The sequence below is a fragment of the Gracilimonas sp. genome (assembly GCF_031581265.1).
GTDB lineage: Bacteria > Bacteroidota > Rhodothermia > Balneolales > Balneolaceae > Gracilimonas.
Window position 1 is genome coordinate 39592 of record NZ_JAVLBQ010000013.1, and the last position, 26860, is coordinate 66451.

Annotated in this window: 24 protein-coding genes and 1 pseudogene; 17 read left to right on the plus strand and 8 right to left on the minus strand. The window is 39.9% G+C overall.

The features are described 5' to 3' along the window. The first annotated feature begins 52 nt into the window (after positions 1–52). From ppc to crcB, 3 genes are all read left to right on the plus strand, one after another. Positions 53–2854, plus strand: coding sequence for a phosphoenolpyruvate carboxylase (gene ppc / locus RI561_RS06685; protein ID WP_395079456.1), 2802 nt, complete (start codon positions 53–55; stop codon positions 2852–2854). 69 nt (positions 2855–2923) lie between these two features. Further along, positions 2924–4015: a branched-chain amino acid aminotransferase gene (locus RI561_RS06690; protein ID WP_395079457.1), complete on the plus strand. Its 1092-nt coding sequence runs from the start codon at positions 2924–2926 to the stop codon at positions 4013–4015. A gap of 14 nt (positions 4016–4029) precedes the next feature. Then, positions 4030–4407 (plus strand): fluoride efflux transporter CrcB, encoded by a 378-nt coding sequence (gene crcB, locus RI561_RS06695; RefSeq protein ID WP_395079458.1) that lies wholly within the window; start codon positions 4030–4032, stop codon positions 4405–4407. Between the two features lie 104 nt (positions 4408–4511). On the opposite strand, the gene RI561_RS06700 is transcribed toward crcB, so the two are convergent. Both RI561_RS06700 and RI561_RS06705 read right to left on the minus strand, forming a co-directional pair. Next, entirely contained in the window at positions 4512–5441 is a 930-nt protein-coding gene (locus RI561_RS06700) for a 2-hydroxyacid dehydrogenase (RefSeq protein ID WP_395079459.1), read from the minus strand. 76 nt (positions 5442–5517) lie between these two features. Continuing rightward, positions 5518–6156 (minus strand): NUDIX hydrolase, encoded by a 639-nt coding sequence (locus tag RI561_RS06705; protein WP_395079460.1) that lies wholly within the window; start codon positions 6154–6156, stop codon positions 5518–5520. A gap of 127 nt (positions 6157–6283) precedes the next feature. Between RI561_RS06705 and RI561_RS06710 the strand changes: the two genes are divergently transcribed. From RI561_RS06710 to RI561_RS06755, 10 genes are all read left to right on the plus strand, one after another. Further along, positions 6284–7279, plus strand: a complete 996-nt coding sequence (locus RI561_RS06710; RefSeq protein WP_395079461.1) for an adenosine kinase — start codon at positions 6284–6286, stop codon at positions 7277–7279. A gap of 24 nt (positions 7280–7303) precedes the next feature. After that, positions 7304–7564: a PQ-loop domain-containing transporter gene (locus RI561_RS06715; RefSeq protein WP_395079462.1), complete on the plus strand. Its 261-nt coding sequence runs from the start codon at positions 7304–7306 to the stop codon at positions 7562–7564. Then, positions 7561–8142 carry an RdgB/HAM1 family non-canonical purine NTP pyrophosphatase gene (gene rdgB, locus RI561_RS06720; RefSeq protein ID WP_395079463.1) on the plus strand — a complete coding sequence of 194 codons (582 nt, stop codon included), beginning with the start codon at positions 7561–7563 and terminating at the stop codon, positions 8140–8142. The genes RI561_RS06715 and rdgB overlap by 4 nt, the downstream gene beginning before the upstream one ends. 50 nt (positions 8143–8192) lie before the next feature. Beyond that, complete coding sequence (locus RI561_RS06725) at positions 8193–9155, plus strand: N(4)-(beta-N-acetylglucosaminyl)-L-asparaginase (protein WP_395079464.1); 963 nt, start codon at positions 8193–8195, stop codon at positions 9153–9155. Beyond that, positions 9155–10666, plus strand: coding sequence for a sodium:solute symporter (locus RI561_RS06730; RefSeq protein ID WP_395079465.1), 1512 nt, complete (start codon positions 9155–9157; stop codon positions 10664–10666). The genes RI561_RS06725 and RI561_RS06730 overlap by 1 nt, the downstream gene beginning before the upstream one ends. A 391-nt stretch (positions 10667–11057) precedes the next feature. Next, complete coding sequence (locus RI561_RS06735) at positions 11058–11522, plus strand: nuclear transport factor 2 family protein (protein WP_395079466.1); 465 nt, start codon at positions 11058–11060, stop codon at positions 11520–11522. A gap of 136 nt (positions 11523–11658) precedes the next feature. Further along, positions 11659–13554, plus strand: coding sequence for a PAS domain S-box protein (locus RI561_RS06740; RefSeq protein ID WP_395079467.1), 1896 nt, complete (start codon positions 11659–11661; stop codon positions 13552–13554). 76 nt (positions 13555–13630) lie between these two features. Continuing rightward, positions 13631–14305 carry an FAD-binding oxidoreductase gene (locus tag RI561_RS06745; protein WP_395079468.1) on the plus strand — a complete coding sequence of 225 codons (675 nt, stop codon included), beginning with the start codon at positions 13631–13633 and terminating at the stop codon, positions 14303–14305. 163 nt (positions 14306–14468) lie between these two features. Then, positions 14469–15392 (plus strand): aminotransferase class IV, encoded by a 924-nt coding sequence (locus RI561_RS06750; protein WP_395079469.1) that lies wholly within the window; start codon positions 14469–14471, stop codon positions 15390–15392. Positions 15393–15463: 71 nt separating this feature from the next. After that, the gene (locus tag RI561_RS06755; protein ID WP_395079470.1) at positions 15464–16192 is read left to right on the plus strand and encodes a sulfotransferase family protein; all 729 of its coding nucleotides are present in this window, start codon (positions 15464–15466) and stop codon (positions 16190–16192) included. Between the two features lie 30 nt (positions 16193–16222). On the opposite strand, the gene RI561_RS06760 is transcribed toward RI561_RS06755, so the two are convergent. The 5 genes from RI561_RS06760 to RI561_RS06780 form a co-directional block, all read right to left on the minus strand. Continuing rightward, entirely contained in the window at positions 16223–17497 is a 1275-nt protein-coding gene (locus tag RI561_RS06760; protein WP_395079471.1) for an adenylosuccinate synthase, read from the minus strand. Between the two features lie 62 nt (positions 17498–17559). Then, positions 17560–17901: an STAS domain-containing protein gene (locus RI561_RS06765; RefSeq protein WP_395079472.1), complete on the minus strand. Its 342-nt coding sequence runs from the start codon at positions 17899–17901 to the stop codon at positions 17560–17562. A 19-nt stretch (positions 17902–17920) separates the two neighbouring features. Beyond that, positions 17921–18832, minus strand: coding sequence for a protein translocase subunit SecF (secF, locus tag RI561_RS06770; RefSeq protein WP_395079473.1), 912 nt, complete (start codon positions 18830–18832; stop codon positions 17921–17923). Positions 18833–18870: 38 nt separating this feature from the next. Beyond that, positions 18871–20688: a protein translocase subunit SecD gene (gene secD, locus RI561_RS06775; protein WP_395079474.1), complete on the minus strand. Its 1818-nt coding sequence runs from the start codon at positions 20686–20688 to the stop codon at positions 18871–18873. A gap of 129 nt (positions 20689–20817) precedes the next feature. Continuing rightward, the gene (locus RI561_RS06780; RefSeq protein WP_395079475.1) at positions 20818–21372 is read right to left on the minus strand and encodes a hypothetical protein; all 555 of its coding nucleotides are present in this window, start codon (positions 21370–21372) and stop codon (positions 20818–20820) included. A gap of 258 nt (positions 21373–21630) precedes the next feature. Here RI561_RS06780 and RI561_RS06785 point away from each other — a divergent pair, with 258 nt between their 5' ends. Then, entirely contained in the window at positions 21631–22554 is a 924-nt protein-coding gene (locus RI561_RS06785; RefSeq protein WP_395079476.1) for an L-lactate dehydrogenase, read from the plus strand. 17 nt (positions 22555–22571) lie between these two features. Here the strand turns inward: RI561_RS06785 and RI561_RS06790 are convergent, their stop codons facing one another. Next, positions 22572–22757 carry a hypothetical protein gene (locus RI561_RS06790; protein WP_395079477.1) on the minus strand — a complete coding sequence of 62 codons (186 nt, stop codon included), beginning with the start codon at positions 22755–22757 and terminating at the stop codon, positions 22572–22574. A gap of 342 nt (positions 22758–23099) precedes the next feature. On the opposite strand from RI561_RS06790, the gene RI561_RS06795 reads away from it, so the two are divergent. From RI561_RS06795 to RI561_RS06805, 3 genes and pseudogenes are all read left to right on the plus strand, one after another. Next, a complete protein-coding gene (locus RI561_RS06795; protein WP_395079478.1) occupies positions 23100–24752 on the plus strand; it encodes an ATP-binding protein in 1653 nt (550 codons plus the stop codon). Continuing rightward, on the plus strand, positions 24739–25116 hold the full coding sequence (locus RI561_RS06800) for a response regulator (protein ID WP_395079479.1): 378 nt from the start codon (positions 24739–24741) through the stop codon (positions 25114–25116). The genes RI561_RS06795 and RI561_RS06800 overlap by 14 nt, the downstream gene beginning before the upstream one ends. Before the next feature lie 356 nt (positions 25117–25472). Continuing rightward, positions 25473–26545 (plus strand): annotated as a pseudogene (locus RI561_RS06805) (IS3 family transposase). Positions 26546–26860: the final 315 nt, after the last annotated feature.

Genomic DNA, 26860 nt, shown 5'->3' on the forward strand with positions numbered 1-26860 from the left:
ATTATTTCTACCTTAGGAAACTCTCACACACTCAATATAAAACAAGTATTTCATGAACTGGAAAGAAACGGTAAAAAATCTGGCTGAAGAAAGCGGAATTAGTCAAAATCTCTCAAAGCGGGTTTTAAAGCTTACTGAGATTTTGGAAGAATTGACGATTGAGAAGCATGGGGAAGATCTAGTTCAAACGTTAGGACGTTTGCCGGTTGAAAGTGCTAAAGCTTTGGATGAGGGAGATGAAGAATTACTTCAGAAGCTACAAAAGGAGATGGAAGGCCTTTCGATTGAGGAGATCAAAGAAATTCTACAGATGTACACTACTTTCTTCCACTTGGTAAATTCACTTGAGCAGCATGAAATAAGTCGTGTTAATAGAATGCGGGAGTTTGAGGAGACCCCGGAATCGCCAAGGAAAGAAAGTATTGCCGAATCGGTTCATGACATGAAAGAAAAAGGGTATAGTTATGAGGAAGCCCTGAATGTATTTCAGCAGATGGATATTCAGCCTACCATCACCGCACATCCAACCGAAGCACGTCGACGCAGCGTTTTGCTGAAACAGCAGGAATTGGCTTCCATGATATCAAGATTGGGAGATTCTGATATCACCCCGGATGAGAAAATTGATCTTCACCGCGAAATCTTGAATCAGCTGAATCTGCTATTACTAACAGATGAAGTCCGCTCTGAGCGACTAACGGTAGAAGATGAGGTTGAGAACGGCCTGTTTTATTTCACTCATTCAATTTGGGACTCTATTCCCATACTGTATCGTGATATTCGACAGGCTTTTGATACCTATTACAACAAAAGACCGGAGGTGCCGATTGTGCTGAGGTATCGATCGTGGATTGGGAGCGACCGGGATGGAAATCCAAATGTGTCTTCGAATGTAACCTGGCAAACGGTAGTTGAGCAGCGAAAAACTATTTTGAATCTATACCTGGATGAGCTGAACGAGTTGAGGCGATACCTGAGTGTTTCTGATAAACAAGCTAAAGTTTCTGAAGACCTGGAAGAGTCTATAAAAACAGATGAGGACGAATTTCCTTTATCCGAGCGTTATGAACGTCGATATAAGCACGAAATGTATCGTCGGAAAGTGACGCATATGATGCATAAAATCCGGTTTTTGATTGATAAACTTTCCGAAGACAAACAGACAATTATTAAGACGTCTGAGGTTAATACAAACGCTGATTTTATTGATGATTTAGAGCTCATAAAGGAAAGCTTGGTGAGCAATGGGCTGTCCGGGCTTTCAGAGCAGGGAAGGCTTCAGGATCTAATTATTCGGGCCAAAACATTTGGGTTTCATTTAAGTGGATTGGATATCCGTCAGCACAGCAGCTTGCATGAGGAAACGGTTGAGGAATTACTGGCACAAGCCAATGTCATTTCTAATTATGGTGAACTGAGCGAAGATGAGAAGATAAACACATTGGTGAAGGAGCTTAAAAATCCTCGTCCGCTGAGTCCTGTTAAAAGTGATCGATCTGAAGTTGCAGCAAAAGTGATGACGGTTTTTGAGGAAATCAGTGATATGCTGGCGCTGAATGCTGATATTTTTGGAAGCTATATCATCAGTATGACTCATGGCATCAGCGATATGTTGGAGGTGATGCTGATTGCAAAAGAAGCAGGTCTTTGGAGTTATCAAGGGGGAGAGGTTGACAGTCAAATAGATGTAGTTCCATTGTTTGAAACTATCGAAGATCTTGAGAATAGTGCAGACTTGATGGAACAAATGTATGAACACGATCTGTTTTCGAAATACTTGAAGTCCCGGGATAATTTTCAGGAGATCATGCTGGGATATTCTGACAGTAACAAAGATGGTGGTTACTGGATGGCTAATTGGGCCCTCGATAAAGCGCAATATGAACTTGGCTCCGTTTGTCGCAAGCATAAAGTTGATTTCAGGTTATTTCATGGGCGCGGCGGAACCGTGGGGCGTGGGGGAGGTCAGTCCAACCAAGCCATCGTCGCTATGCCGGCTGTTGCCAATAATGGGCGAGTTCGATTCACCGAGCAAGGGGAGGTTATTTCCTTTCGATATATGCTGCCATCTATCACTCATCGTCACCTGGAACAGATAGTAAACGCCATGGCCACAGTAACAATGGCTCAACACGATGAGGCAGCCGGCTATCTTACCGGTAAGGAAAGTGAACGAGCTATCATTGAAGAAATAGCCGAAACTTCTATGAAAGCATATCGTGAACTGATCGACGACCCCGAGTTTTGGGATTGGTATTCCGGGATCACACCGATTGAGCATATTGGAAAGTTACCGATTGCTTCAAGGCCGGTTTCCCGCGGTTCCTCTGATGATATGACTTTTGATACATTACGAGCAATTCCGTGGGTATTTGCATGGACCCAGGTTCGCTACAATACACCCGGCTGGTATGGCATAGCTGAAGGGATTGAAGCCGCCATTCAAAAAAGAGATGATGCAATGACTGTGTTACAAAAATGGCATAAAGAATGGACTTTTTTCAAAACGGTACTAAATAATTCACAGCGTGAAATGGCGAGAACCCATTTACCGACGTCGGATCTTTATAATTTTGAACCATCAAAATTTCATGACCAGCTAATTCGAAAGTTTGGTGAGACCGAAAATAAGATTACTGAAATTACGGGATATGACCACATTCTGGATCACAATAAAGTGATACAAAATTCGATTTTATTTAGAAACCCATTTACGTATCCCCTGAATTTCATTCAGGCAGAATTATTAAAACGATGGAAAAAAGCAGAGACGGACGCCCAGAAAGAAAGGCTGACGGAGGCTTTATTTTTAAATATTAATGGGATTGCCGCAGCCATGCAAAGCACCGGCTGATTTAATAAAAACACATATAATAACAGGGTGATCACTGTTATTTAATTCGAAACATGCTATTTTAAAAATATGATGAGCGAAATAATTACTGATACAAATATAGCTATAGAACCAGTTGAACAAAGTCGGATCCACGAGGTTGATTTTAATAACCTTGTGTTCGGTCGAAAGTTCTCTGATCACATGTTTGAAATGGAGTATATAAATGATAAATGGGGTGAGCCTCTTATCAAACCATATGCTCCTTTTGAGATGACTCCGGCCACCAATGTTTTGCATTATGGGCAGGCCGTATTCGAAGGTATGAAGGCGTATTATGTTGATGAAAATACGGTTCATATTTTCAGGCCTGAAGAGCATCACGAGCGGTTTAATAATTCGTGCCGGCGCATGTGTATTCCGGAAACTTCCTATGATATTTTCATTGAAGCTTTGGAAACGCTGATTAAATTGGATCACCAGTGGATCCCAAAACGATCCGGAACGGCCCTTTATATTCGTCCCTTTATTTTCGCATCCGATGATTTATTGGCGGCTCGTTCCTCTGATACCTTTACCTATCAAATAATTACCTCACCGGTGGGAGCCTATTATAAAGAGGGCTTTAATCCTGTTTCGCTTACCACAACTGAAGAATTCGTTCGAGCCGTTAAAGGTGGGACGGGAGAAGCTAAAGCCGCAGGTAACTATGCCGGAAGTTTTCTTCCCGCTCAAAAAGCCAAAGCTGATGGCTACACCCAAGTACTTTGGTTAGATGCCAAGGAACACAAATATATTGAAGAAGTGGGAACCATGAATATCCACTTTTTAATAGATGATACTTTAGTAACTCCGGCCTTAACGGGATCAATATTACCAGGTGTTACCCGCAGGTCAGTCATTGCACTTGCCAAAGAGTGGGGACTGGATGTGGAAGAACGACGTATTACAATTGATGAAGTTTTTGAAGCCCATGAAAATGGTACACTTCAAGAGGTATTTGGCTCGGGAACAGCTGCCGTTGTTTCGCCGGTAGGTTTGATACACCACAAAGGAAAAACTATTGAGCTCGACCGCGAAAAACCCGGTGAGTTTGCCCAGCAATGCTTCGATAAAATCACGGATATCCAATATGGCCGGGCAGAAGATAAATTTGGTTGGGTGCATAAGGTGAGCATCTAAGCATGAATGTTGATTTGATCAAAATACTTGCAGTCGGCTCCGGTGGTTTTCTTGGAGCCGTTTTTCGTTATCTCATCTCGGTGTTTGCTCAATCTCAGTTCCCCGGCAGTAAATTTCCATACGGTACAGTAGCCGCAAATCTTTTAGGTTGCTTGTTGATAGGTTTTTTGGCCGGATTGTTTGAACTAAAATCCTGGGGCAATCCTGAATTCAGACTCTTTATTTTTGTAGGAATTTTAGGCGGATTTACAACCTTTTCTACTTTTTCTCATGAAACCTTTCTGCTTTGGGAGAATGGAAAATTGTTGCTGAGCCTGGCAAATGTAGGAGTTCAAGTGGTCTTTGGATTAGCGTTTGTTTGGGTGGGGTATCAGCTTACCAGATTATTTTAGAGCTCGTTACTAAGCTGAAGCTTCCATTAGTTTGTATCAGTGACCATCCGCTCAATCCGAGTCATCCGTGTTCCGTTCCCAAAGTTATTTGAAGCAATAACTTATCAATACCCTCTCTCCCGATCCACCTCATACAACAAATCCATTCCCGACATGGCTCGTTTGTAATTTTCCACTAAAACTTTAGCGGCTTCCCTGGCTGGAGTGATAGCCGCAATATGTGGGGTTACCATAATCTGCTTGCGGTTCCAGAATGAATGATTATTAGGGAGTGGTTCTTCTTCAAATACATCGAGGCAGGCACCTTCAAGGTAGTCCATATCGAAAGCGTAGATCAGGTCCTCCTCTACCAGGTGATCGCCACGTCCCACGTTAATCAAATAGCCCGGCTGTTTTAATTTTTTGAAGAGATCGAGATCGAGGATACCTTCGGTTTCATCGGTAAGGGGCAGGAGGTTTACCAGGATCTTAGTTTCTGAAAGGAAATCGTTTAACTCATTATTTCCGGCATAAGAGGTAACCCCTTCAATATCTTTCTTAGAGCGGCTCCAGCCCGAAACAGCATATCCTTGTTGTGCCAATAATGTTGCAACATTAGTACCCATTTCACCCATGCCCATGATGCCAACAGGGGAGTATTTGATGGGAATCGTGCTTTTCTGTTCCCACACTCCTTTCTTTTTGTTCTCGTAATAATCCCAGATGTGAAGGCGGTAGTTAACGACTGAATTGAGTACATACTCAGCCATTTGATCTTGAAGGGCATCAGTTATAAGCCGGCAAATGGGGATGTCGTCCGAAAGGCTTTCATCATCCAATAAGTGATTTACCCCTGCTCCCAGTGAGGAGACCGCTCGTAAGTTAGGATAATTCCCCAATACTTTTTCAGGATGATTCCAGCAGACAGCAAAATGGACTCGTTCTTTATTTTCTACCCGGGGCCAAATCTCAACATCCAGGTTGGGGTCTTTAACGAGCAGAGCTTTTTCAAGAGAACTGAAATCACGGTTTTTTGCAATAAGTAAAAGTGACATATACAGAGTTAAATTAAAATCAAAGGAAGATAAGAATTAGAAATCTTAAGGCAGAATAATTAACCGTTAAATAAGGTTATTGATTTTTAAAAAACGGCCGGCTGATTTCAACAAATTCACTCATCATCATAGCTGTAGCTCCCCAAAGCGGAACGTGATGTATTTTCCAGAATGGGACATGATATGGTACGTCCCGTAATGACCATTTCTCAGTAACAAGTTTATCTTTATGTATGAAATCTTTGAGAGGTACGGTAATAATTTCGTCCACCTCATTTGGATTGGGCGTGAATTCTTGTTTGTGGTGGATAAACGCAATTACGGGTGTGACCATATTATCAGAATGCCCCACATATAGGGGAGTTAGTCGTCCAATAATTTCTGCCTTTTCAGGATTTAACCCGATTTCTTCCTGGGCCTCACGTAGTGCAGTCTCCTCAATAGTTTCATCGCCTTCTTTTCCTCCACCCGGGAAACTCAACTGTCCGCCATGATTTATTGATTGAGTTCGAAGAGTAAATAAAACTTGCAGCTCATCTTTCCAGGTAATAATGGGAACAAGCACACTGCTATTTCTGAAATCATCATTGGCCGGCTCATAATTTTTGGGATTGTTCTTGCCGTTTACGGGGGTAGGAGCCATCTTGCGTTGGGCTTCTCTTCCCGGCAGTGTATTGTTTAGCTGAGATTGTATGTGCGATTTGAATGAAGACATATCTTTTATTTGAGTAGCAAACATAAAACAGGCACCAAGCATTTCAAAGTATTTTTAAAGCTGAACTCATGTCCTTACTTTTGAGGGTTCAGAAAACCACTAATAATAAAAGTATTCCCATTCTTTAATGAGTCAAAAATATAACGTTTATGGCATTGGAAATGCCTTGGTAGATTTAGAATTTAAAATTTCCGATGAGTTTCTTGAAAAACATAATGTCAAGAAAGGGTTAATGACTCTTGTTGATGAAAACACTCAGTATCGATTGATTAAGGCTATTGATCACAATGACGCTGAAAAAAAATCAGGGGGTTCTGCTGCTAATACGGTTATCGCGGTAAATCAATTTGGTGGAAAGTCATTTTACTCTTGCAAAGTAGCAGATGATGAATTTGGAGACTTCTATTTAAAGGATATGGAAGATGCCGGTATCCCAACAAACTTCAATCGGCAGGATAGAGAAGATGGCATTACCGGAAAATGTTTGGTAATGATTACCGATGATGCCGACCGGACCATGAATACATATCTGGGAATTTCCTCCGGACTTTCTACCAATGAAGTAGATGAACGAGCTATAAAAGATTCTGAATATGTGTACCTGGAAGGGTACTTAGTAGCAGCTCAAAAGGGCCTTGATGCTATGAAATACACCAAGAAAGTGGCAGAGGAGAATGGAATTAAAACAGCTGTAACGTTATCCGACCCTTCTATTGTACAAGCATTTAAAGGGGCTTTTAGAGAAGTTATAGGGGCGTCAGTAGACCTTTTGTTTTGCAACGAACAGGAAGCAAAGGCATTTACAGAGAAGGATAATTTACTTGAGGCAAGAGAAGCCCTGAAGCAAGAAGCTAAGAGGTTTGTAATTACCCAGGGAAGGAACGGGGCTATGATTTTTGATGGAGATACGTTTATAGATATTGAACCTTATGAGGTGAAAGCAGTGGATACCAATGGTGCAGGTGATATGTTTGCAGGTGCTTTTTTATATGGCATTACCAATGGATTGGGTTTTGCCAATTCCGGGAAACTGGCAAGTTTAGCCGGGTCTAAAATAGTTTCTCAATATGGGCCAAGGTTAAAATGGCATGAAGCCCAGGAACTGCTTCACGAATTGAAATAGAAATAGGCATTAGTAGGATACATTATGGTAGGAATTGAATTTTTAGGATGGGCCGGTTTTGGCATTTTAGTAGCTGCCTGGATTCCACAAACATGGGAAACTATTAAAGCGGGAAATACACAAATGAATATCGCATTTATCATTATGTACTTTTCGTCCAGCTTGATGTTAACTATTTATTCTGTACTCATTGATGATACCGTTTTCACCGCTCTCAATGCATTGCTTACACTTGGCAGTGGTATTAATTTATTCTACAAACTTTTCCCAAGAACAAAATCATGAACATTGATCGACTGGTATTGGCTTCCCGAAATGTTCATAAAATCGAGGAGATGAAACAGATTTTAGAGCCACTTGGGATAGAGGTGCTTTCAACACAAGATTTTCCGGAGCTGGAAGAAGTTGAAGAGGACCAGCCTACGCTGGAAGGTAATGCTTTGAAAAAGGCAAAATACGTAGCAGGGGAAACCAATCTGCCGGCATTATCTGATGATACCGGTTTAGAAGTGGAAGTCCTTGGAGGGCGGCCGGGCGTTTATTCTGCACGATATGCCGGTGAAAAAGCATCCTACCAAGATAATGTGGATAAACTGCTTGATGAATTAAAAAATGAAGCAAAAAGAAGTGCCCAATTTAGGACAGTTGTCGCTTTTTTTATTGAAGGAAAAGAGTTTACTTTTGAAGGAGTTTGTAAAGGTCGGATTATTAAAAAACAAAAGGGCAACAAAGGATTTGGCTACGATCCTGTTTTTAAGCCAACAGGATTTGATAAGACTTTTGCTGAACTGGCTAGTGCTGTTAAAAATGAAATTTCACACCGCGGTAAAGCCATTAAAAAGTTTACAGAATTTATTAGTTAACATTCGTATATAAATCGAAAAATAAATAGAACCTGTAATCCAGTAACCAAATGTACAGCAGAAAAGATTTTTTGAAAACATCGATTGCAGGTTTGGTGCCTGTCAGCTTTTCCGGGATTCTAAAGCCAAAAAAATTCACAGGAACAAAACCGGTCGTAATATCCACGTGGAAAACTGCAAAAAATGCAAATAAAGCAGCCTGGTCGGTTTTATCAAAAGGAGGGTACGCCCTCGATGCTGTAGAAAAGGGAGTAAAAGTGGAAGAAGCAAATCCCAAGAACTCCACTGTTGGTTATGGTGGACGTCCGGATCGCGATGGTAATGTCACCCTGGATGCTTGCGTAATGGATGAGAAAGGAGACTGTGGTTCGGTCATGTACCTGGAAAATATGATGCATCCTGTTTCGGTAGCAAGAAAGGTCATGACGGATACACCTCATTCTATTTTAGTAGGAGCCGGGGCGAAGAAATTTGCACTGGAAAGCGGATTTAAAGAAGAAGATTTACTTACAGAGGAATCCAAAAAAGCCTGGAAAAAGTGGTTGGAGAAAGAGGATTATAACCCGGAAATAAATGTCGAAAACCACGATACCATTGGCATGTTGGCTTTGGATGAAAAGGGCAGAATTTCAGGCGCATGTACTACCAGTGGAGCGGCCTGGAAAATGAACGGTCGGGTTGGAGATTCCCCCATCATTGGCTCAGGGTTGTTCATCGATCCTAAAATAGGTGGAGCAGTGGCTACCGGATTGGGAGAAGAAGTCATAAAAACAGCCGGCAGTCACTTAGTAGTGGAGATGATGCGAGCCGGACATTCACCTGAGGAAGCCTGTAAGATAGCCGTTGAACGAATCATAGAGCGAAATCCGGATAATAAAAAAGGTATTCAGGTGGCATATATCGCACTTAATGTTGATGGTGCTTTTGGGGGATATAGCATTCAGGATGGTTTTGATGCTGTGGTGACAAACACCGATGGGCAGCGTGTTCAACCCATGAATTTCTTAGTGTAATGGAGTTTTCCATAATAGACTACTTCGTAATCATCATATACCTGGTCGGGGTAGCTTATTTGGGACTCAAATCATCCGGTAAGCAAACGTCCAATAAGGACTATTTTTTGGGCGGAGATGGAATTCCCTGGTGGGCAGTTCTTTTTTCTATTGTTGCTACTGAAACAAGCACACTCACATTCATTAGTATTCCTGCCGTGGCCTATGGAGGTAATCTTACTTTTTTGCAGATTACAGTAGGGTATGTAATAGGAAGGATTTTGGTCGCATTCTTTTTTCTTCCTAAATATTATGAAGGGGAGCTTTTTACAGCCTATACATTCCTGGAACGACGTTTTGGGGCTGCTATGAGAAATGCGGCAAGTTCTACCTTTATGATTACCCGCTTGTTAGCAGATGGAGTACGGCTTTTTGCAACGGCTATTCCACTGGCTATAATATTGAGGATTGGAGGGGCTTTCTCAGGTTGGGGAGACCTGGAATTATACATTCTGTCAATTTCTGTTATTACGGTGATTACGTTGATTTATACATTTTTTGGAGGCATCAAAGCAGTGGTATGGATGGATTTTGTGCAGATGATCGTATATATAGGTGGGGCTTTTATTGCTATTGGAGTCTTGTTTGGGAATATGCCTGCGGGATTTGAATTGTCAGCTGAGAAAATAAAAATGGTTAATCTTGGGTTCGATATGAGCTTTAGGGAGTTTATTGCTGAACCGTACACCATAGTCACGGCTATTGTTGGAGGAGCGGTATTTTCATTAGCCTCACATGGTACGGATCAATTATTGGTACAACGGGTGTTAGCAACAAGAAGTTTGAAATCAGGACAGAAAGCAATGATTTGGAGTGGAATTGTGGCAATGCTTCAATTTGCATTATTTTTAGGAATCGGGTTATTACTGTTTATGTTTTATGAGGGAATGTCGGCTGCAGAGATGGGGCTTGCCACAACCGATGAAATTTTTGCCAAGTTTATTGTAGAAGAACTTCCGGTGGGTGTATCAGGATTAATTGTAGCAGCCTTATTTGCTGCGGCAATGAGCAGTCTCAGCTCTTCCCTGAATTCTTTGGCATCTTCAACGACTTATGATTTGTATAAACCCTATTTCGGGAAAGAGAATACAGAAGCTGAAGACCTGTCCATGTCCAGAAAAATTACTATGGGGTGGGGAGTTATTTTAACGGTATCAGCAATTTTCTTTGCCGTGCTTCAATTGCAAGGTGGTGAACGTCCGGCTATAGTAGAGTTAGGCTTAGGAATAGCATCTTATACCTATGGCGGACTATTAGGAGCATTTTTGTTGGGAATGTTTTTCGATAAGCCAGACAAAACTGATGCAATAATTGGGTTTTTCTGCGGGTTGATTGCTTTGCTATTTATGGTTCAAGGTCCTGTTCAAAATATATTACCCGGCGATGGATTGGCTATTGCATGGCCCCTTTATACATTGGTTGGATCACTTATCGTGGTGCTAACCGGTTTGGCTTCTTCTTTTATCCGGTAATCTTCCTATCCGAAAGCGTAATCATTCGCTGAGTTGTAATACTTATAAATGGGAAATTCGATAAGATTCTGATCAGAGAATTATCTAACATCTACAACTCTGAGCGCATTAAAAGTTTCAATTAGTTTCGATGTGTAACGAGATCCCGAGCTCGGGACATAAGAACAACAACATCGTTAGTATTTGAGGGTTTGAGATCACGTCGGTAGTCGGACACAGTCCTTCGCGTTAAGTAACTATTTTTTTAAAAATGCATTCTAAGCACTCAGCCTGCCTGCTGGCAAAGGCAGGGATGACATCTTGAAACTTTTATTCGAACTCAGGTATCAAATAAAAACTCAAGAAGCCTAACTAAGCAAGCAATTCTCGTTGCGATTTCATTTATTGAGTCATGAAAAAACATGAAGAAGTAATACGAAAACTATACTTAGGCCTGCAAAAACTGAATGCAGAAAAAATGGCCGCTTGTTATCATGAAGAGGCTACTTTTCGAGATCCTGTATTTGATTTAAAATCCAAGAGAGAAATAGCAGGTATGTGGGCAATGTTATCTTCACGTGCCAAGAAATTCGAACTTACCTTTGATTCCATTGAAGCAGATGAAAAATCCGGTTCTGCATATGTTGAAGCACAGTATCTTTTTTCCTCAACAGGACGGATGGTTCACAATAAAATAGAAGCCAATTTTAATTTCAAAGACGGACTCATTATTAAACAAGTGGATTCTTTTGATTTTTGGAGATGGAGCAGGTATGCACTTGGTTTGCCGGGGTATCTATTAGGGTGGAGTAGCCTGCTGCAAAATAAAGTCAGAAAAGAGGCTGGGGAAAATTTGGGTATCTTTTTGGACAGCTAACCTGTAGTAACTTAATGTGACTAAATATAAATTCTGAAAAATCTATAATAGTTTAATAACTAAGATTTACACAGAATCTTCATAATAATAGACTAAATTAAGTTAATTACGGTACAAATTTAGTAAAGGTTGAGTAATGAAAAGTACATTTCAGAAGTTTGATAAATGGGTTGATGAAATTGAAGAATTGCTTTCAGAAAGTCCCCAAAAAAATATTATTCAAGATTTGCTGCAAAAATTTCGGGAAGAAATCAGGAATAAGAAAGAGAATTCAAATTCTACAGATAATTTATATAAGCAAATTTTTCACAAAGCACCGATAGGAATACTGCATTACAATTCGGAAGGTGTAATAGATGCCTGCAATGAAAAATTTATTGAGATTCTCAATACATCAAAAGAAAAGATAAAAGGCCTTCAAATAGAGGATATCAAAAATGAAGGTGTAAAACAGGCAATGGAAAATGCCCTCAAGGGAAAGAAAGGCAGATATGAGGGAATGTATACGTCTTTTACCTCAGGAAAAACCTTACCCATTCGTGTAGAATTTCACCCCGAGCTAAATGAGGAGGGAGACTGGGTTGGGGGTATTGGGATGCTGGAAGATATCAGTGAGCGATATGAGGCTAATAAGAAACTTAGAGAGAGTGAAGCCCAATACAGGACTATTTTTGAGCAGAATGATAGTGTAATGCTGCTCATTGATATTGATGACGGTTCTATTTTTGATGCAAATCCTGCTGCTTTGGATTTTTATGGATGGAATCTGGATGAAATTACAGAATTGAAGATCGGGGATATCAATACGCTGCCTTCTGAAAGAGTTAAAAAAGAAATGCAAAAGGCTCAAAAAAAGGATAGCGGTGGGTTTCATTTCAAACATCGGTTAGCCAACGGTACTGTTAAAGATGTGGAACTATACTCAGGAATGATAATTGTAGAAGGCAAGCACTATTTATACTCTATAGTGCACGATATCACAGAGCGGGTTAAAGCCAAGAAAGAGTTACAAAGATTTAAAATGGGGATTGACAATTCCTCAGATATAGTAGTGATGACAAATATGAATGGGAAAATTGAGTATGTAAATAATGCTTTTGTTCAAAAATACAAATATAGTCGTGAAGAAGTGATCGGTAAAACGCCGAGAATTTTACAGTCAGGGAAGTATTCACAAGCATTCTATGAAAAATATTGGAACAATCTATTAAATCGTCGGGTGATGAAGGGAGAGATGATCAATAAAGCCAAAGACGGAGAGTTGGTTTATATAATTTACTCTACTAATCCAATTGTTGATCAAGATGGAAATATGAATGGGTTTATTGCCATTCAGCATGATATCACCGAGCAAAAAGAAGCTGAAGAGGAATTAGCAAAATCATTGAAGGAAAAGGAGGTTCTTTTATCTGAAATTCACCATCGTGTAAAAAATAATCTCGCCATCATTTCAGCTTTACTAGAATTGAATTTATATCAAAGGGGGAAAGATATTGGCATTGAAGAATTTGTCAGAAGCAGTCAGATGAGAATAAAGGCAATGGCAGAAGTCCATGAAATGCTCTATCAATCAGAAGATTTTTCGCATATATCATTTAAAGAATATGTAGAACGCCTTATAAATAAAGAATATTCAATTATTGATGGAGGGAAACGAAAGGTGACTTTTAAAACTAATATTGATGAGGTTGAACTAAATATTAATCAAGCTATCCCTGTTGGATTGATGATTGATGAATTAATAATGAATGCAATTAAGCATGCTTTTATAGAAAAAGATGAAGGGTGCATCTATATAAACCTGGATAAAATTGGAGAGCAAATAAAGCTTTCTGTGAAGGACGATGGAATAGGATTTTCGAATGATGTGGATCTTACGGAAACAGATACATTGGGTATGACTTTACTAAAAGTTTTAAACCAACAGCTAAAAGGAAATCTTCAATTTGAAAACTCTTCTGCCGGACTGAAATGTACAATAGAATTTCCCATCAGGGATATAAGCGGGTCATCAAGCAATATGCTATCCTAAAAGATTGAGTCCCCGAAATTTGAATGTTTTAGCCATAGTTTTTGTAATAAGTGTGAATACAAAAAAGGATAAAATTATGGCACATACACTTAAAATATTAGATATAGAAAAGGTAACTCATGACGTCAAAAAATTTACTTTTGAAAAACCGAAAGGCTATGAATTTGAACCCGGTCAAGCTACAGAAGTAGCCATTGATAAAGATGGCTGGAGAGGTAAAAAGCGTCCTTTCACCTTTACCTCATTAAATGAAGACGAGCACTTAGAATTTGTGATCAAAATATATCCGGAACATGATGGGGTTACAGAGCAAATTGGAAAACTTGAAACAGGGGATTCATTTATAATCGACGATGCCTGGGGCACTATTCAATATGACGGTGAGGGTGTTTTCTTGGCCGGTGGAGCGGGAGTAACTCCCTTTATTGCTATTCTCCGCGACCTTCATAAGAATGGAGAAATTGGCGATAATAAACTCATTTTCTCCAACAAAACCGAAAACGATATCATCCTGCAAGAAGAGTTTAGCAAAATATTAGGGGATAATTTTATCAATGTTATAACCGATGAGAAACCGGACGGGAATCATATATTTTTGGATGGATTCATAGATAAAGAATTTTTGGAATCCCAGATTGATGACTTTAAACAGCCTTTCTATATATGCGGCCCACAGCCTTTTAATAATGCTATGATGAAGTATTTGAAAGAACTGGGTGCTAATCCTGACGCCTTGGTGTTTGAGGAATAATTCAATCTTGAATGAGATTACCCAATACTTTCGAACACATTTATCATTTAGTGTAAAATTTTTCAATCTTTTTTGTTATAAATATTAGTTAATAAATTACATGCGTATAAGTTCAAAAGGGTGACGATTTCCTATGTTTTCTGTATGTTCATTCAAAAATTAAATGGCACACGGCACTCATAATGCGGTCCCCGATCCGCGAAACGAAAACATATTAGTTTACATCAACGGAGAGCTTCATCCCCGGAATGAGGCCAAAATATCTGTTTTTGACAGTGGCTACTTAGTAGGTGATGGTGTTTGGGAAGGACTTCGGTTACACAAAGGTGTATTAGTTTTTTTAGATGATCACCTTGATCGATTGTTTCAGGGCGCCAAAACAGTAGGTATGGAATTAGGTATGAGCCGTGCTGAGATAACACAAGCTATTAGAGAAACACTGGAGGCTAATGATATGAAAGATGGAGTTCACGTGCGGGTGATGTTTACCCGTGGCATCAAAAAAACTCCTTCCCAAGATCCGAGGTTAACCATTTCAGATCCAAATCTTGTAATTATTGCTGAGCATAAAAAAGCCGATCCCAAAAGCAAAAATCGTGGTGTAACTCTGTTTACAAGTACTATTCGTCGAGGCTCACCTGATTATTTGGATCCCCGCTTAAATTGTCACAGTAAAATTCACGAAGTGCAGGCGTTAATTCAGGCTATAGAAGCAGGAGCCGACGAGGCATTAATGTTGGATGTAAATGGATTTGTGTCAACCTGTAATGCTACGAACTTTTTTATGGTTAAAGATGGTGAAGTGTGGACTTCTACCGGTCAATATTGCATGAACGGGATAACACGCGGAAAAGTGATAGAAATTTGTAAAAAATCTGGGATTCCCTGTCACCAGAAAAATTTTTCTTTGTTTGATGTATATGGAGCAGATGAAGCATTTGTAACCGGTAGTTTTGGAGGTTTAACACCGGTAACTGAAATTGATGGAAAAATTATTTCAGATTCAGTTCCCGGAACCATGGTAAAACGCCTGCATCAACTCTATGAAAACGAAATTAAAGAAGCGATACGAAAAGGAAAAGTATAACAGTAAAATTTGAACGTAAAATTTGGGTGTATTTTTAACCCGATTTATAACAAAAAGTAAATACGACCTATATGTTAAAAACTAAACGAATTTGCTTATGGAGCGGCCCCCGCAATATCTCTACAGCGTTGATGTATTCCTTCGCTCAAAGAGATGATACTACAGTGGTGGATGAACCCCTTTACGCCCATTACCTGTCCTCAACGGATGCCAAAGGCTATCATCCGGGAGCTGATGAAGTATTGGCCAGCCAAGAAAATGACGGCCAAAAAGTTATTGAAGAAGTGATACTGGGTGATTACGATACGCCCATAGCTTTTTTTAAGAATATGACGCATCATCTGGTGAATTTGGATCTTAGTTTTATGGAAGATACCATCAACGTGATTCTAACTCGTCCGCCAAAAGACATGCTACCCTCTTATGCCAAGCAGGTCAAAAATCCTACTATGAGAGATGTGGGGTATGAAAAGCACCTCGAAATAGTGAAATACTTAAAATCTATTGACAGGAAGCCGGTGATTGTGGACTCAAAAGATATTCTTCAATACCCACAATCTCGGTTAAGGGAGTTATGTGGTACTTTAGGAATCCCATTTGATGAGTCTATGCTTAAGTGGCCTGCCGGTTCCAGGAAAGAAGATGGGGTGTGGGCCAAATATTGGTACCATAATGTACATCGCTCAACAGGATTCAGAGCCTATCAACCTAAAAAAGAACCTTTCCCTGAAGAGTTGGAAGATCTTCTGGAAGAGTGCCAGGAAGCATATGATGAGTTATTGAGCTACGCAGGCGATTGATATCCTGCGAGCTCAAAATATGTGTAATCCTTAAAGTATGATCGTTTGGCTGCGCTTAGGTCCGGTTGAAATAACCGTAAACTTGACGCCAAGGTATTCCTCAATGAAGCGAATATAAGACTGGGCGGTTGAAGGAAGTTTATTCCAGTCGGTAAGCCCTTCGATGGAATTTTTCCATCCGGGCAGAGTAGTATAAATGGGTTCTATATTTTCAACCTCTTCCAGACTTAGAGGGAATACATCCGTTTCTTCACCATTAATTTTATAGGATGTACACACTTTAATTTCCTCAAAGCCATCCATTACATCCATCTTGGTGAGCGTCATTTCGTTCATTCCGTTAAGCTGAACTACGTATTTAAGAGCTACCAAGTCTAACCAGCCACATCGTCTTGGCCGTCCGGTAGTAGCACCAAATTCAGCTCCTTTCTTTCGAAGTTCTTCTCCGGTTTCACCCAGTAACTCTGTTGGGAAAGGTCCGTTGCCAACTCTTGTACAATAGGCTTTCGTGATACCCATGATGTTTGTAAGAGCAGAAGGGGGAATCCCGGAACCCGTACAAGCACCTCCTGAAGTAGGGGAAGAGGAAGTGACATAGGGATAGGTGCCGTGATCTACATCCAATAACGTGCCTTGTGCCCCTTCAAGTAAAATAGGTTTTTCATCTTTAATTGCATTATGAAGCAGTGCAGTGGTGTTACAGATATAGGGCTTCAGGGTTTCAATAGAATCTCTGAGTTCTTCAATCAGATCATCGGTATCTAATGTCGGCTCTTTATAAAGATTTTCGAGGGCAAAATTGATGTCCTTTAGATTTTGATCAATTTTATTGCGGAGAATGTCTTCATCCAACAGATCAACCATGCGAATTCCCACACGAGATACTTTACTTACGTAAGCCGGACCAATTCCACGTCCCGTGGTTCCAATTGCATCACCGCCCCGTCGTTTTTCTTTGAGCTGATCTAATAGTTTATGATAGGGAAGGATAACATGTGCGGTTTGGCTTATAAAGAAACGGCCTTTTAGGTTGAACCCCATTTCTTCAACTCCCTTGATTTCCTCAACCAAGGCGATGGGGTCAATAACTACTCCGTTCCCGATGACACAGTCTGCATTTCCATTGAAAATTCCTGAAGGAATTAAATGAAGGACTACTTTCTTATCGTCAAATTTAAGGGTGTGTCCGGCATTGGCTCCTCCCTGGAACCGTACTACATAATCAGCCTTATCGCTGAGCAGGTCAACGATCTTGCCTTTACCTTCATCACCCCATTGTGCTCCAATTACAACTCTTGTACTCATAATATGCTCAATAAAAAAGGGGTGCAGAACACCCCTCTGTGTTTAATTAACTTTTTAGGAAATTAGTCTTCGTATGATTTTGCGGCTTCTTCCACTGATTTAAAGTGCTTAAAGACCGTAATCAATTTTGTGACTATTAGCAGACTTTCGATTTTATCGGTAGCATTGGCAATTCTAAGATCGCCCCCTGCTTTACGCATGGTAGTTAATCCTCCGATAAGCATACCAAGTCCTGAAGAATTCATGAATTTTACTTTACCGAGATCAACCACAACGTTGGTTTTGCCGGCTTCAATAAGTTCATGAAGTTTTTCGTTTAGGCTAACCGCATCAGGGCCACCCATAACGTTTCCCTTAAATTCGATGACAACGCTATTGTAGCGTTCTGATGTATTAAAGCTCATAAATTTCCTGTTATTTAAATTATGATTTTTTGGTACGCTCTTCGAGTTCGACTACTAATGCGCTGGCTACAAACAGTGAACTGTAAGTACCCAATACTACTCCGATCAAGAGGGCAAAGGAAAATCCTTTTAAAACCTCTCCGCCGAAAATAAACAGCACGGTTACCACAAACAAGGTAGTTACAGAAGTAATTACCGTGCGGCTCAAAGTATCATTCAAACTTTTATTTACCATAGGAATGAATTCCATTCCTTTGTGTACGTTTGAGTTTTCACGGATACGGTCAAATACTACCACCGTATCATTCAACGAATAACCTACAATGGTCAAAAAGGCAGCAATAATAGCCTGATCAATTTGTAAGCTGAAGTCGACTAAATCAGACATTATAGTAAAAATACCCAGTACAATTACCACATCATGAATCAATGCTGCAACCGCACCGGCCGAATAGGTCCAATTACGAAACCTGATTAAGATATAGATGAAGATGATTACGATGGCATAAATAACAGCCTGTAACGCTCCCCATTTTAAGTCTTCAGCGAATCGGGGACCTACAACATCAGTTTTAATAACGGTGAAGGGGTTGTCCGGATATAGTTCGGATATGTTTGAAGTCACTATATTCTGAACAACAGCTATCTCTTGTTCATTGTCGGTACGAATAAGCACTTCACTGTCTGAACCGAAAAGTTTGATTTCAGGAGCAGCTCCCAGAGGTTCGGCAAGTGCAGATCGCATGTCAACAACGTTTACGGGATCTTCAAAATCAAGAACGTATTCTTTACCGCCCTTGAAATCAATTCCGTATTGCAGTCCTTTAGTTAAAATTGCCCCAAGTGAGGCAATAAAAAGAACAGCAGAAAGGATATAAGCCATTTTCTGTGTTCCTGTAAAATTGAAATTTGGTGTTTCAAACCATCTCATAATATTGTTCCTTTTGTCGTTTTAAATTCTTTTGTGGATTAACCGAAGCTTACAACTTTTTGCTTGGCTTGGGTTAGATAATCAACCACTACACGGGTGATTACAATAGCACTAAATAATGACGCTACAATACCTGCCATCAGGGTAACAGCAAAACCTTTGATAGGTCCAACTCCAAAACTGAAGAGGATAATAGCTACAAAGAAGGTGGTTACGTTAGCATCCACAATGGCACTCATGGCGTTTGCATACCCTGCCTCAATAGCTGCTTTAAGGGTTTTTCCGGTTCGCTGTTCCTCACGTATTCGGTCAAATATCAGTACGTTGGCATCTACCGCCATACCGATGGTTAATACAATACCTGCAATACCGGGGAGGGTAAGTGTGGCTTTGAAAGCTGCCAAAATTCCCAGTATAAAAATGATATTAAGCAACAGCGCCAGATCAGCTATTCCACCACCGGTACGGTAGTAGATAATCATGAAGATTGCTACAACTCCCAATCCAAAGAGAATGGAATTTAGACCGGCACGGATCGATTCAGCCCCCAAAGTAGCTCCAACTGTACGCTCTTCCATAATTTCAAGCGGAGCAGGTAAAGCACCTGATAGCAGAATATTCACCAAATCTTCTGCTTCCTGAACACCATCTAAACCGGTAATGGAAGACCGACCATTTGAGATTTTGGTCTGAACATTAGGATAAGAGAATACATATCCATCCAAGACAATGGCTACAGGTTTACCAATATTCGCACCGGTAATTCGTCCCCATTTTCGCGCACCGTCACTATTCATGCTCATAGATACTTCAGGCACGTTGGTAGCAGGATCAAATTGCACCGTTGCGTTCTCAATAACATCGCCGGTTAGTTCAATTTGAGTTCTAACCCCAATCAGCTGATATAAATCCTGTCCGGCTTGTCCGGCCAATGGATTCGCACTCCACATTACAGTAGTATTTCGGGGCATCATACGTTGGATGTCCTCATTTCTAAGGAGGTCCATTACACGAGCAGTGTCTTCAGCGGTAGCATATCCAAATAGGTACTGTCTTTGGGCCGGTACCAGAACTTCTTCTAAGGGGTTGAATTGGTTGGTTACCGCAGCTGTGTCTGAGGTATCAGCTTCTTGTTCAAAACTGTTGTAATACTCATACACCTGTTCGGTGAAGTTGCTGAACTCCTGTGCGTCAGCTGCAAGTCTGAATTCAAGACGTGCGGTTCCTTTAAGAAGGTTCCGTACACGCTCTTTGTCCTCTACACCGGGAAGCTCAACGACAATACGGTTGTTTCCTTGCTTTACAATTGAAGGTTCCGTTACACCGTAGCGGTCAACACGAGTTCGAATAATTTCGATGGCACGCTCTAAGGCTGAGTCCCGCTGTGTCTTAAGGAAAGTTGCAATTTCCTCATTTGTAGAACGGCGGGTAATGTCCATTGCATCGTTTCTGTAATAGCGACTGAGACGCGCATCAGGATCACGTGATTCGAATTCGGCTACCATTTCATCAATAAAATCGGTGCCTTCTTCGATAGAACGTTCTCTTGCGGTATCAATTACATCTTCCAGTAATTGATCGGCATTTTCACCGGCTAATTCAAGAATTAGCTGAGGAACACCAACTTCCAGAGTTACGTGCATACCGCCCTGAAGGTCAAGACCAAGTGAAAGAATGTCATCTCTCAGATCTTCGAGCTTTTCCTGGTTTTCTTCTTCATACTGAGCAGCTTCAGAAGCACTAAGGTCTTCGATATAGTTTTGCTCCAGGTTCCATACTATTGTTGGGTAAAGGTAATAGATTGTAAGTGCCAAAAAGGCCACAATCGTACCAATTTTAAATCCGTTTCCTTGCATAATTATGTTATTTAGTGTTTTAAAAAAGAGTTGAAGTAAAATTTAGAACAGCAGATTACAATAGCCGCTTCAAACTTTACTGTTTAATTAAATAGAAATAGAAAATGATAGGGGATAGGAAAGTGTAATCTAAGGGGCATTAATAGCTATGCCACTTTTAAGAGGAGATGCAGATTCATTGAAAAGATAAATTGAAGACTGCTGGAAAGAGTTATTGGCAGAAGTCAGGAATAGATTACTATGTTGACCGATAAACTTTCCACCAAACGAAAAACCATCCAAAGGTAATATAGAATGGGGATTGGCTTGTTTGACAATAACCGCTTTCCCCATACCAGAGGAAGAATTCTGATAATCCTCCCACTCTTTTAAAAGTAATTTAAAAACATCATTCTCGTCTTGTGACTGCTCACTCAAAGGAAGTTCAAAGTTCTCAGCATGTGCCTTTACGAGTGTTGAAGCTTCACGAATAACAGATTCAATTTCGCTTTTGGATGTAACTAATTGTTGAATCTGATCAGCTATCTCGCCGTTAGAATTTGCTTTGAGATTAGACTGCAGCCAAGAAGCAAAGGCATCATGGTCCGAATGGGCATTCGTTGGTTTCAAGAAATAGAAAACCATCCCAATCAGCAGAAAACCGATGTTGAAAGACTGAATTATATGTGTTCGGAAGAATTTCATACAGATTTAAAAGATAACCAAGAATTTCACAATTGTGAATTAAAATTTATGAATAAATATGCTCTAACCTGAACTTTGATTTAGAGTAGACAGGAAGTGCATTTTAATATTAAAGAAGTCTCAACAACCCTTATTATAAGTGGCTACCAAGACTAATGTATTGCAATAAAAAGGTTTTTATATTAGTTGAGAGTGGTCAGATTAAATGGTAGCCAACCCAAAAATGAAATAGTATTTAGAAATTAAGTTCCACAGATTATGAAAAACTCAATCGGCATTATCGGAATGGGCTGGGTCGGTGCCAGCGTGGCTATAAGTATTTTAAATCGAGGGATCTGCAAGAACCTATTGGTTAATGATATCAACAAAGACATTGCTGAAGGAGAGGCGATGGATTTAAATCACGGTTCTTCGTTTTACCCAAGTGCCAAGGTTCGTTCTGCTGAAATAAAAGAAATGACAGATTGTGATGCCATTGTGGTAACGGCCGGTAGGGGTGGAAGCGGGGATGAATCCAGACTCGATTTGCTGAATGACAACATTAAAATTGCGAAGGACATATCGGAAAAACTGAAGGGTTTTGAAGGAATATTAGTGATCGTCTCAAATCCTGTGGATGTGCTCACCTATTATTATCAGAAATTCACCGGATTACCCAGAAACAAAGTCATAGGAACCGGGACCTTTTTGGATACAGCCCGATTACGTGATATGATAGCAGCCCGAATGGATATTGATCCTAAAAGCATTCACGCCTACGTGGTGGGTGAACATGGGGACAGTGAAGTGGTACTTTGGTCCGGAGCCGATATCGGCGGAAAACCAATACGGGACTGGCCCAACTGGAAATCAGAATATGAGAGTGAAATTTCAGAAAATGTACGCAAAGCAGCCTATGAGATTATCAAAAGAAAAGGTGCTACCAATCATGCTATTGGATTGGTAACTGCGACTCTATTGAAGTGGATACTTCGGAATGAACGGCGTATTGTGACGGTATCTACAGTTCAGGAAGGTGCATTTGGGCTGAATGATGTGGCAATTTCACTCCCTTCCCTCGTTTCTTCTGAGGGCGTTGAAGAAATTATAGAGATTGAGATGAGTAAGGTAGAGAAGCAAAAATTTGACCAGTCTGCTGAGGTAATGAGGACCGCTATTGAAGAAGTCCGGGATTTAAATTGAATGATTCCAAGTAAGTATTAAGCAGAGACTAACTGGAGCCGTTCAAATTCCTCTTTCAAAAATCTACCGGTTTCAGAATCCACTATTTGAGCAACTTTTTCGGGAGTTCCCTGCGCAATGATTTTGCCACCGCCATTTTCAGTACCAAAGTCTATGAATAAGTAAGTGGCATTATTAAGATTTAGACTATGTGTGATGAGCATTTTATTACACTGTAGATGTGTTAGTTATGGTAGAAAAGTTTAAATAATTAACCAGAGTTGTCACGATATGAGTATGTGGCACATAAAAAAATAAATTAGGTCAATAATTTTTGTGCAATAAAGTACATAAGATGATATATCTTTTTTATTATTTGTTTTTATTATTAATTAAGCAAGGTTATGACTTAACACTTCTAAAAATATACAAACACAGGATTTAATTTTGAGACATTAATTAAAAAATTGTGCCCTATTAGAGGCTAATAAACCTATAAGCCTTGGTTTTATGAGTTATGAGTTATGAGTTATGAGTTATGAGTTATGAGTTATGAGTTATGAGTTATGAGTTATGAATTTGATATAAAAAAATTCAAAAGCCTCATTGTTTGGTCAAATAATGAATCAGGTGATCAGTTAACGCAAGAAGGGGACTTGGAGAATTTTTACGGTTACTCTCAGTCCGATTTTGAAAGTGATACTGATCTATGGTTTAAAGTTATACACCCAGATGATAAACCATATTTCCAAAAAGCAATACGTGAACTTAAAAAATTACAGGACGGTAGTGTAAATGTTCAGTATCGAATAATCAGAAAGGATTCTATAGTTCGTAACGTGTTGGGGGTTATAAATAGAAAAGATAAAGATGGCCAAGGGCAATATACGGGCTACTTAGTGGATGTATCTCATAGAAACCAAAACTATGATGCAAAAACGCGCCGTAAAAATATACTTAATCTCCTGAGCGACTCAATTTCAACCAGTTTTGATATCACTAAAAGCAGAAAAGAAATAGTTCACAAAGTTCTTTCTCGCTTAGGCGAAATAACAAATGCTGATAGGGTTTATATTTTTGACAAAAAATCGGGTAATAATCTAAGGCCGATTCTCAATCAAAATTACGAATGGTGTAAAAAAGGCATTGAGTCACAAATGACAAATGATGTGGTGTTCGATGTAGATTTGAAAGACTTAGTACCAAGATGGTATGAAAATATGGTAAATAATAAAAAACACATTTCCGGTTTAGTTCGGCACTTGCCAATTGAAGAAAGACAGGTTTTAGAGCCTCAAGGTATTGTTAGCATACTGGTAACGCCGATTTGGTATGATAATGAATACTACGGGTTTATAGGTTTTGATGATTGCAGAGAAGAACGGTTATGGAGCGAAGAAGAAATTGGGTTGTTAACGGTATTTGGCTCACTGATCATTGCAAGCTGGAAATATGAGGATTCTATTAAAAAGGTTGAAGATCAGCTAAAACAGGTTAAGAAATTACAATCAGAAAGAGAACAATTTTTGAAAATGGTATCTCATCAATTCAAGAACCCACTTTCTGTGGTTAAGTCAAATACGGATCTATTAAAGCAGGCCTGCAGGTCAGATTCCAGTAATTTAAAAAACATTTTGCCCCCCAAGTTCGGGAGAATCGAACGCTCAATTGCTAAATTTGAGGAACTTATAGAGGCTATTCTCATTGGCGACTCAAATTACTCAGTTGATGACAACCCCGAAAAAATTGATTTTCACAATTGGCTGGAGGAAATGTTCAACACCAAAAAGAGAGACTACAATAACCTGAAAAGTATTGAGCTGAGTTACAGTGAAAAATTAAATAAAGTAGTTGTTCCTTTTAGTACTAAAACCTTTGAGTACATAATGGATACTTTATTTTCTAACGCAGTTAAGTATCGTGGTGAAGAGGCAGCGAATGTTCAAATACATTATGACATTACCGGTGAAGGTCACTTAAATATTGTGTTTAAAGATGAAGGTATTGGTATTAACGAAGGTGATTTAGAAAGTATTGGTAAACCGTTTTTCAGGGCAAATAATGTCATTAATACTTCAGGAACCGGAATTGGGCTTTCAATGGTAAAAGATTCATTAACAAATGTTGGTGGGGCTTTTGAAGTCAAATCAAAAGAAGGGGAATACACCACAATCCTAATTAGTTTTCCAATAAATACTCAAGTTAATGCTCAACAATAAAATCTTACTGGTAGAAGATGACCCCGAATTGAGAGATACCCTGCAGGATGTCTTTGAACTATCCGGAATAGAAGCAGACATCTCGAAAGATGCTAAGGGTGCTCTAAGGTGTATAGAGAAAGAAGAAAATAGATATAACCTTATTCTTTCTGATTATTTGATGCCGGGAATGAATGGCTTATTACTATTTTCAGAGATAAGGAAACTAAGGAAATATGAGAACACGCCATTTTATATAATCAGTGCCAGAACGGATAAAGAAAACAAGGATAAATGTAGACAGGCAGGAGTTTCGGGTTTCATAGAAAAACCGTTCAATATTAGTGAACTAGTAAAATTAACAAGCAGATATGTAAAAAAGTAAAGCCCCATTCAAGGAGCTTTACTACTATGTTGGTGTAGGTATTTAGGGTTAACTAAATATCTACACCAGTAATACAATATAATTTCCGTGGGATCTAAAATATGGCCAGAAATTATAGTTAGTGTCTCATAATTTTTAAATACAGAAAGAAGATAATTTAAGGCAAAAATTGTGATCATACTTTACTGTAAAATAGTACACTAAGTATTATGCTCTCGTTGGATAGTTAAATTTGTAAATAATATAGAGAGTTTATAACAGATATTAGAAAGATAAAGGGCTACTTATTATAGTTGTACTGTCAGCTTCCCTAAAATTCGTCCGGTCTAAAGTGCAAAAACTCTTACTTTTGACCTATGAAAAAATCTCGATTTACCGAATCTCAAATCATCTCTATTCTCTCCCAGCATGAGCAGGGACGTAAAGTAGCCGATCTGGCTCGTGAACACGGAATCAGTGCGGCTACCTTTTATAACTGGAAAGCCAAGTACGGAGGCATGAGCGTCAGTGAGCTTACCCGTCTGAAAGAATTAGAAACCGAAAACCGTCGTCTAAAGCGTATGTATGCCGACTTGAGCTTAGTCCATCATGCCCTGAAAGACGTAATGGAAAAAAAACTGTAAGTCCTGACGTTAAGCGGGAAATGGTAACTCAGATGCGTGATGAGCATAAGATATCCATTCGTCAGGGCTGCAAGGCCGTGCGCCTTCCACGCAGCACCGATAGCTACCAGCACAAACCCAAAGATGACAGTAATGTAATCGATACGCTACTGGCATTAGTAGACCGGCATCCTTCCATTGGCTTTTGGAGCTGTTACTGGAGGATTCGCAACCAGGGCTGGCAGTGGAATCACAAACGGATCTACCGGGTCTATACGATGTTGGGGCTCTACATTCGACGCAGAGCCAAGAAACGGCTACCGGCACGCGCCAATCAGCAACTGTTCCAACCGGAAGAGGCGAATCAGGTGTGAAGCCTGGACTTTATGCACGACAGCCTGTGGGACGGGCGCAGCTACCGCCTGCTGAATGTGATTGATGACTACAACCGGCAAGTGCTGCATATTGAAACCGACACAAGTCTGCCTGCTCTGCGGGTAATACGCGTGCTCTCGCAACTCAAGGAAACCCGAGGGCTCCCGAACATGATCCGGGTAGATAACGGCCCGGAATTTATCTCCCATAAACTTGACCAATGGTGTAAGGAACACCAGATTACTTTAGCTTTTATCCAGCCGGGGAAACCCACGCAAAACGCCTATATCGAACGCTTAAATGGAAGTATGCGACAAGAACTGCTCAATGCATATGTGTTTAAAACCCTGGATGAAGTGCGAACTAAAACCCAGCAATGGATGTACGATTATAATCACCACCGACCCCATAAATCCTTGGGGTATAAAACACCGATAGAACTCTTAAATTAAACCGAACATTCTACTTTTAACTGGTCCAGTTTTTGGGGAAGCCGACAGTACAATTATAGTATTTAGGAGTTTGATGAATTCTTTTTTACGACCCAATATTTGGTGAATAGTCTCATCATTAAGATGACTTTCTGCACAAGTATATACAAACTAGAAGGACTTAAGAAAATGTAATAGTGATTTAAGGTTTAATGCTTGATCAGATTTGACAGGCAAAGGTATTTCTCCTAATACTATGACTTAGAAAAGTACTCAACGGCATATTTTTGTCTGTAAAAACGAGAGCAAGGATTAGGTTTATAACGAGTTTGTTCG

What these genes read in the sequence shown, in the direction of transcription:
- ppc (WP_395079456.1), top strand. Translation starts at nt 53, where the DNA reads ATGAACTGGAAAGAAACGGTAAAAAATCTGGCTGAAGAAAGCGGAATT.
- RI561_RS06690 (WP_395079457.1), top strand. Translation starts at nt 2,924, where the DNA reads ATGATGAGCGAAATAATTACTGATACAAATATAGCTATAGAACCAGTT.
- RI561_RS06700 (WP_395079459.1), bottom strand. Translation starts at nt 5,441, where the DNA reads ATGTCACTTTTACTTATTGCAAAAAACCGTGATTTCAGTTCTCTTGAA.
- RI561_RS06705 (WP_395079460.1), bottom strand. Translation starts at nt 6,156, where the DNA reads ATGTCTTCATTCAAATCGCACATACAATCTCAGCTAAACAATACACTG.
- RI561_RS06710 (WP_395079461.1), top strand. Translation starts at nt 6,284, where the DNA reads ATGAGTCAAAAATATAACGTTTATGGCATTGGAAATGCCTTGGTAGAT.
- RI561_RS06715 (WP_395079462.1), top strand. Translation starts at nt 7,304, where the DNA reads ATGGTAGGAATTGAATTTTTAGGATGGGCCGGTTTTGGCATTTTAGTA.
- rdgB (WP_395079463.1), top strand. Translation starts at nt 7,561, where the DNA reads ATGAACATTGATCGACTGGTATTGGCTTCCCGAAATGTTCATAAAATC.
- RI561_RS06725 (WP_395079464.1), top strand. Translation starts at nt 8,193, where the DNA reads ATGTACAGCAGAAAAGATTTTTTGAAAACATCGATTGCAGGTTTGGTG.
- RI561_RS06730 (WP_395079465.1), top strand. Translation starts at nt 9,155, where the DNA reads ATGGAGTTTTCCATAATAGACTACTTCGTAATCATCATATACCTGGTC.
- RI561_RS06735 (WP_395079466.1), top strand. Translation starts at nt 11,058, where the DNA reads ATGAAAAAACATGAAGAAGTAATACGAAAACTATACTTAGGCCTGCAA.
- RI561_RS06740 (WP_395079467.1), top strand. Translation starts at nt 11,659, where the DNA reads ATGAAAAGTACATTTCAGAAGTTTGATAAATGGGTTGATGAAATTGAA.
- RI561_RS06745 (WP_395079468.1), top strand. Translation starts at nt 13,631, where the DNA reads ATGGCACATACACTTAAAATATTAGATATAGAAAAGGTAACTCATGAC.
- RI561_RS06750 (WP_395079469.1), top strand. Translation starts at nt 14,469, where the DNA reads ATGGCACACGGCACTCATAATGCGGTCCCCGATCCGCGAAACGAAAAC.
- RI561_RS06755 (WP_395079470.1), top strand. Translation starts at nt 15,464, where the DNA reads ATGTTAAAAACTAAACGAATTTGCTTATGGAGCGGCCCCCGCAATATC.
- RI561_RS06760 (WP_395079471.1), bottom strand. Translation starts at nt 17,497, where the DNA reads ATGAGTACAAGAGTTGTAATTGGAGCACAATGGGGTGATGAAGGTAAA.
- RI561_RS06765 (WP_395079472.1), bottom strand. Translation starts at nt 17,901, where the DNA reads ATGAGCTTTAATACATCAGAACGCTACAATAGCGTTGTCATCGAATTT.
- secF (WP_395079473.1), bottom strand. Translation starts at nt 18,832, where the DNA reads ATGAGATGGTTTGAAACACCAAATTTCAATTTTACAGGAACACAGAAA.
- secD (WP_395079474.1), bottom strand. Translation starts at nt 20,688, where the DNA reads ATGCAAGGAAACGGATTTAAAATTGGTACGATTGTGGCCTTTTTGGCA.
- RI561_RS06780 (WP_395079475.1), bottom strand. Translation starts at nt 21,372, where the DNA reads ATGAAATTCTTCCGAACACATATAATTCAGTCTTTCAACATCGGTTTT.
- RI561_RS06785 (WP_395079476.1), top strand. Translation starts at nt 21,631, where the DNA reads ATGAAAAACTCAATCGGCATTATCGGAATGGGCTGGGTCGGTGCCAGC.
- RI561_RS06790 (WP_395079477.1), bottom strand. Translation starts at nt 22,757, where the DNA reads ATGCTCATCACACATAGTCTAAATCTTAATAATGCCACTTACTTATTC.
- RI561_RS06795 (WP_395079478.1), top strand. Translation starts at nt 23,100, where the DNA reads ATGAGTTATGAATTTGATATAAAAAAATTCAAAAGCCTCATTGTTTGG.
- RI561_RS06800 (WP_395079479.1), top strand. Translation starts at nt 24,739, where the DNA reads ATGCTCAACAATAAAATCTTACTGGTAGAAGATGACCCCGAATTGAGA.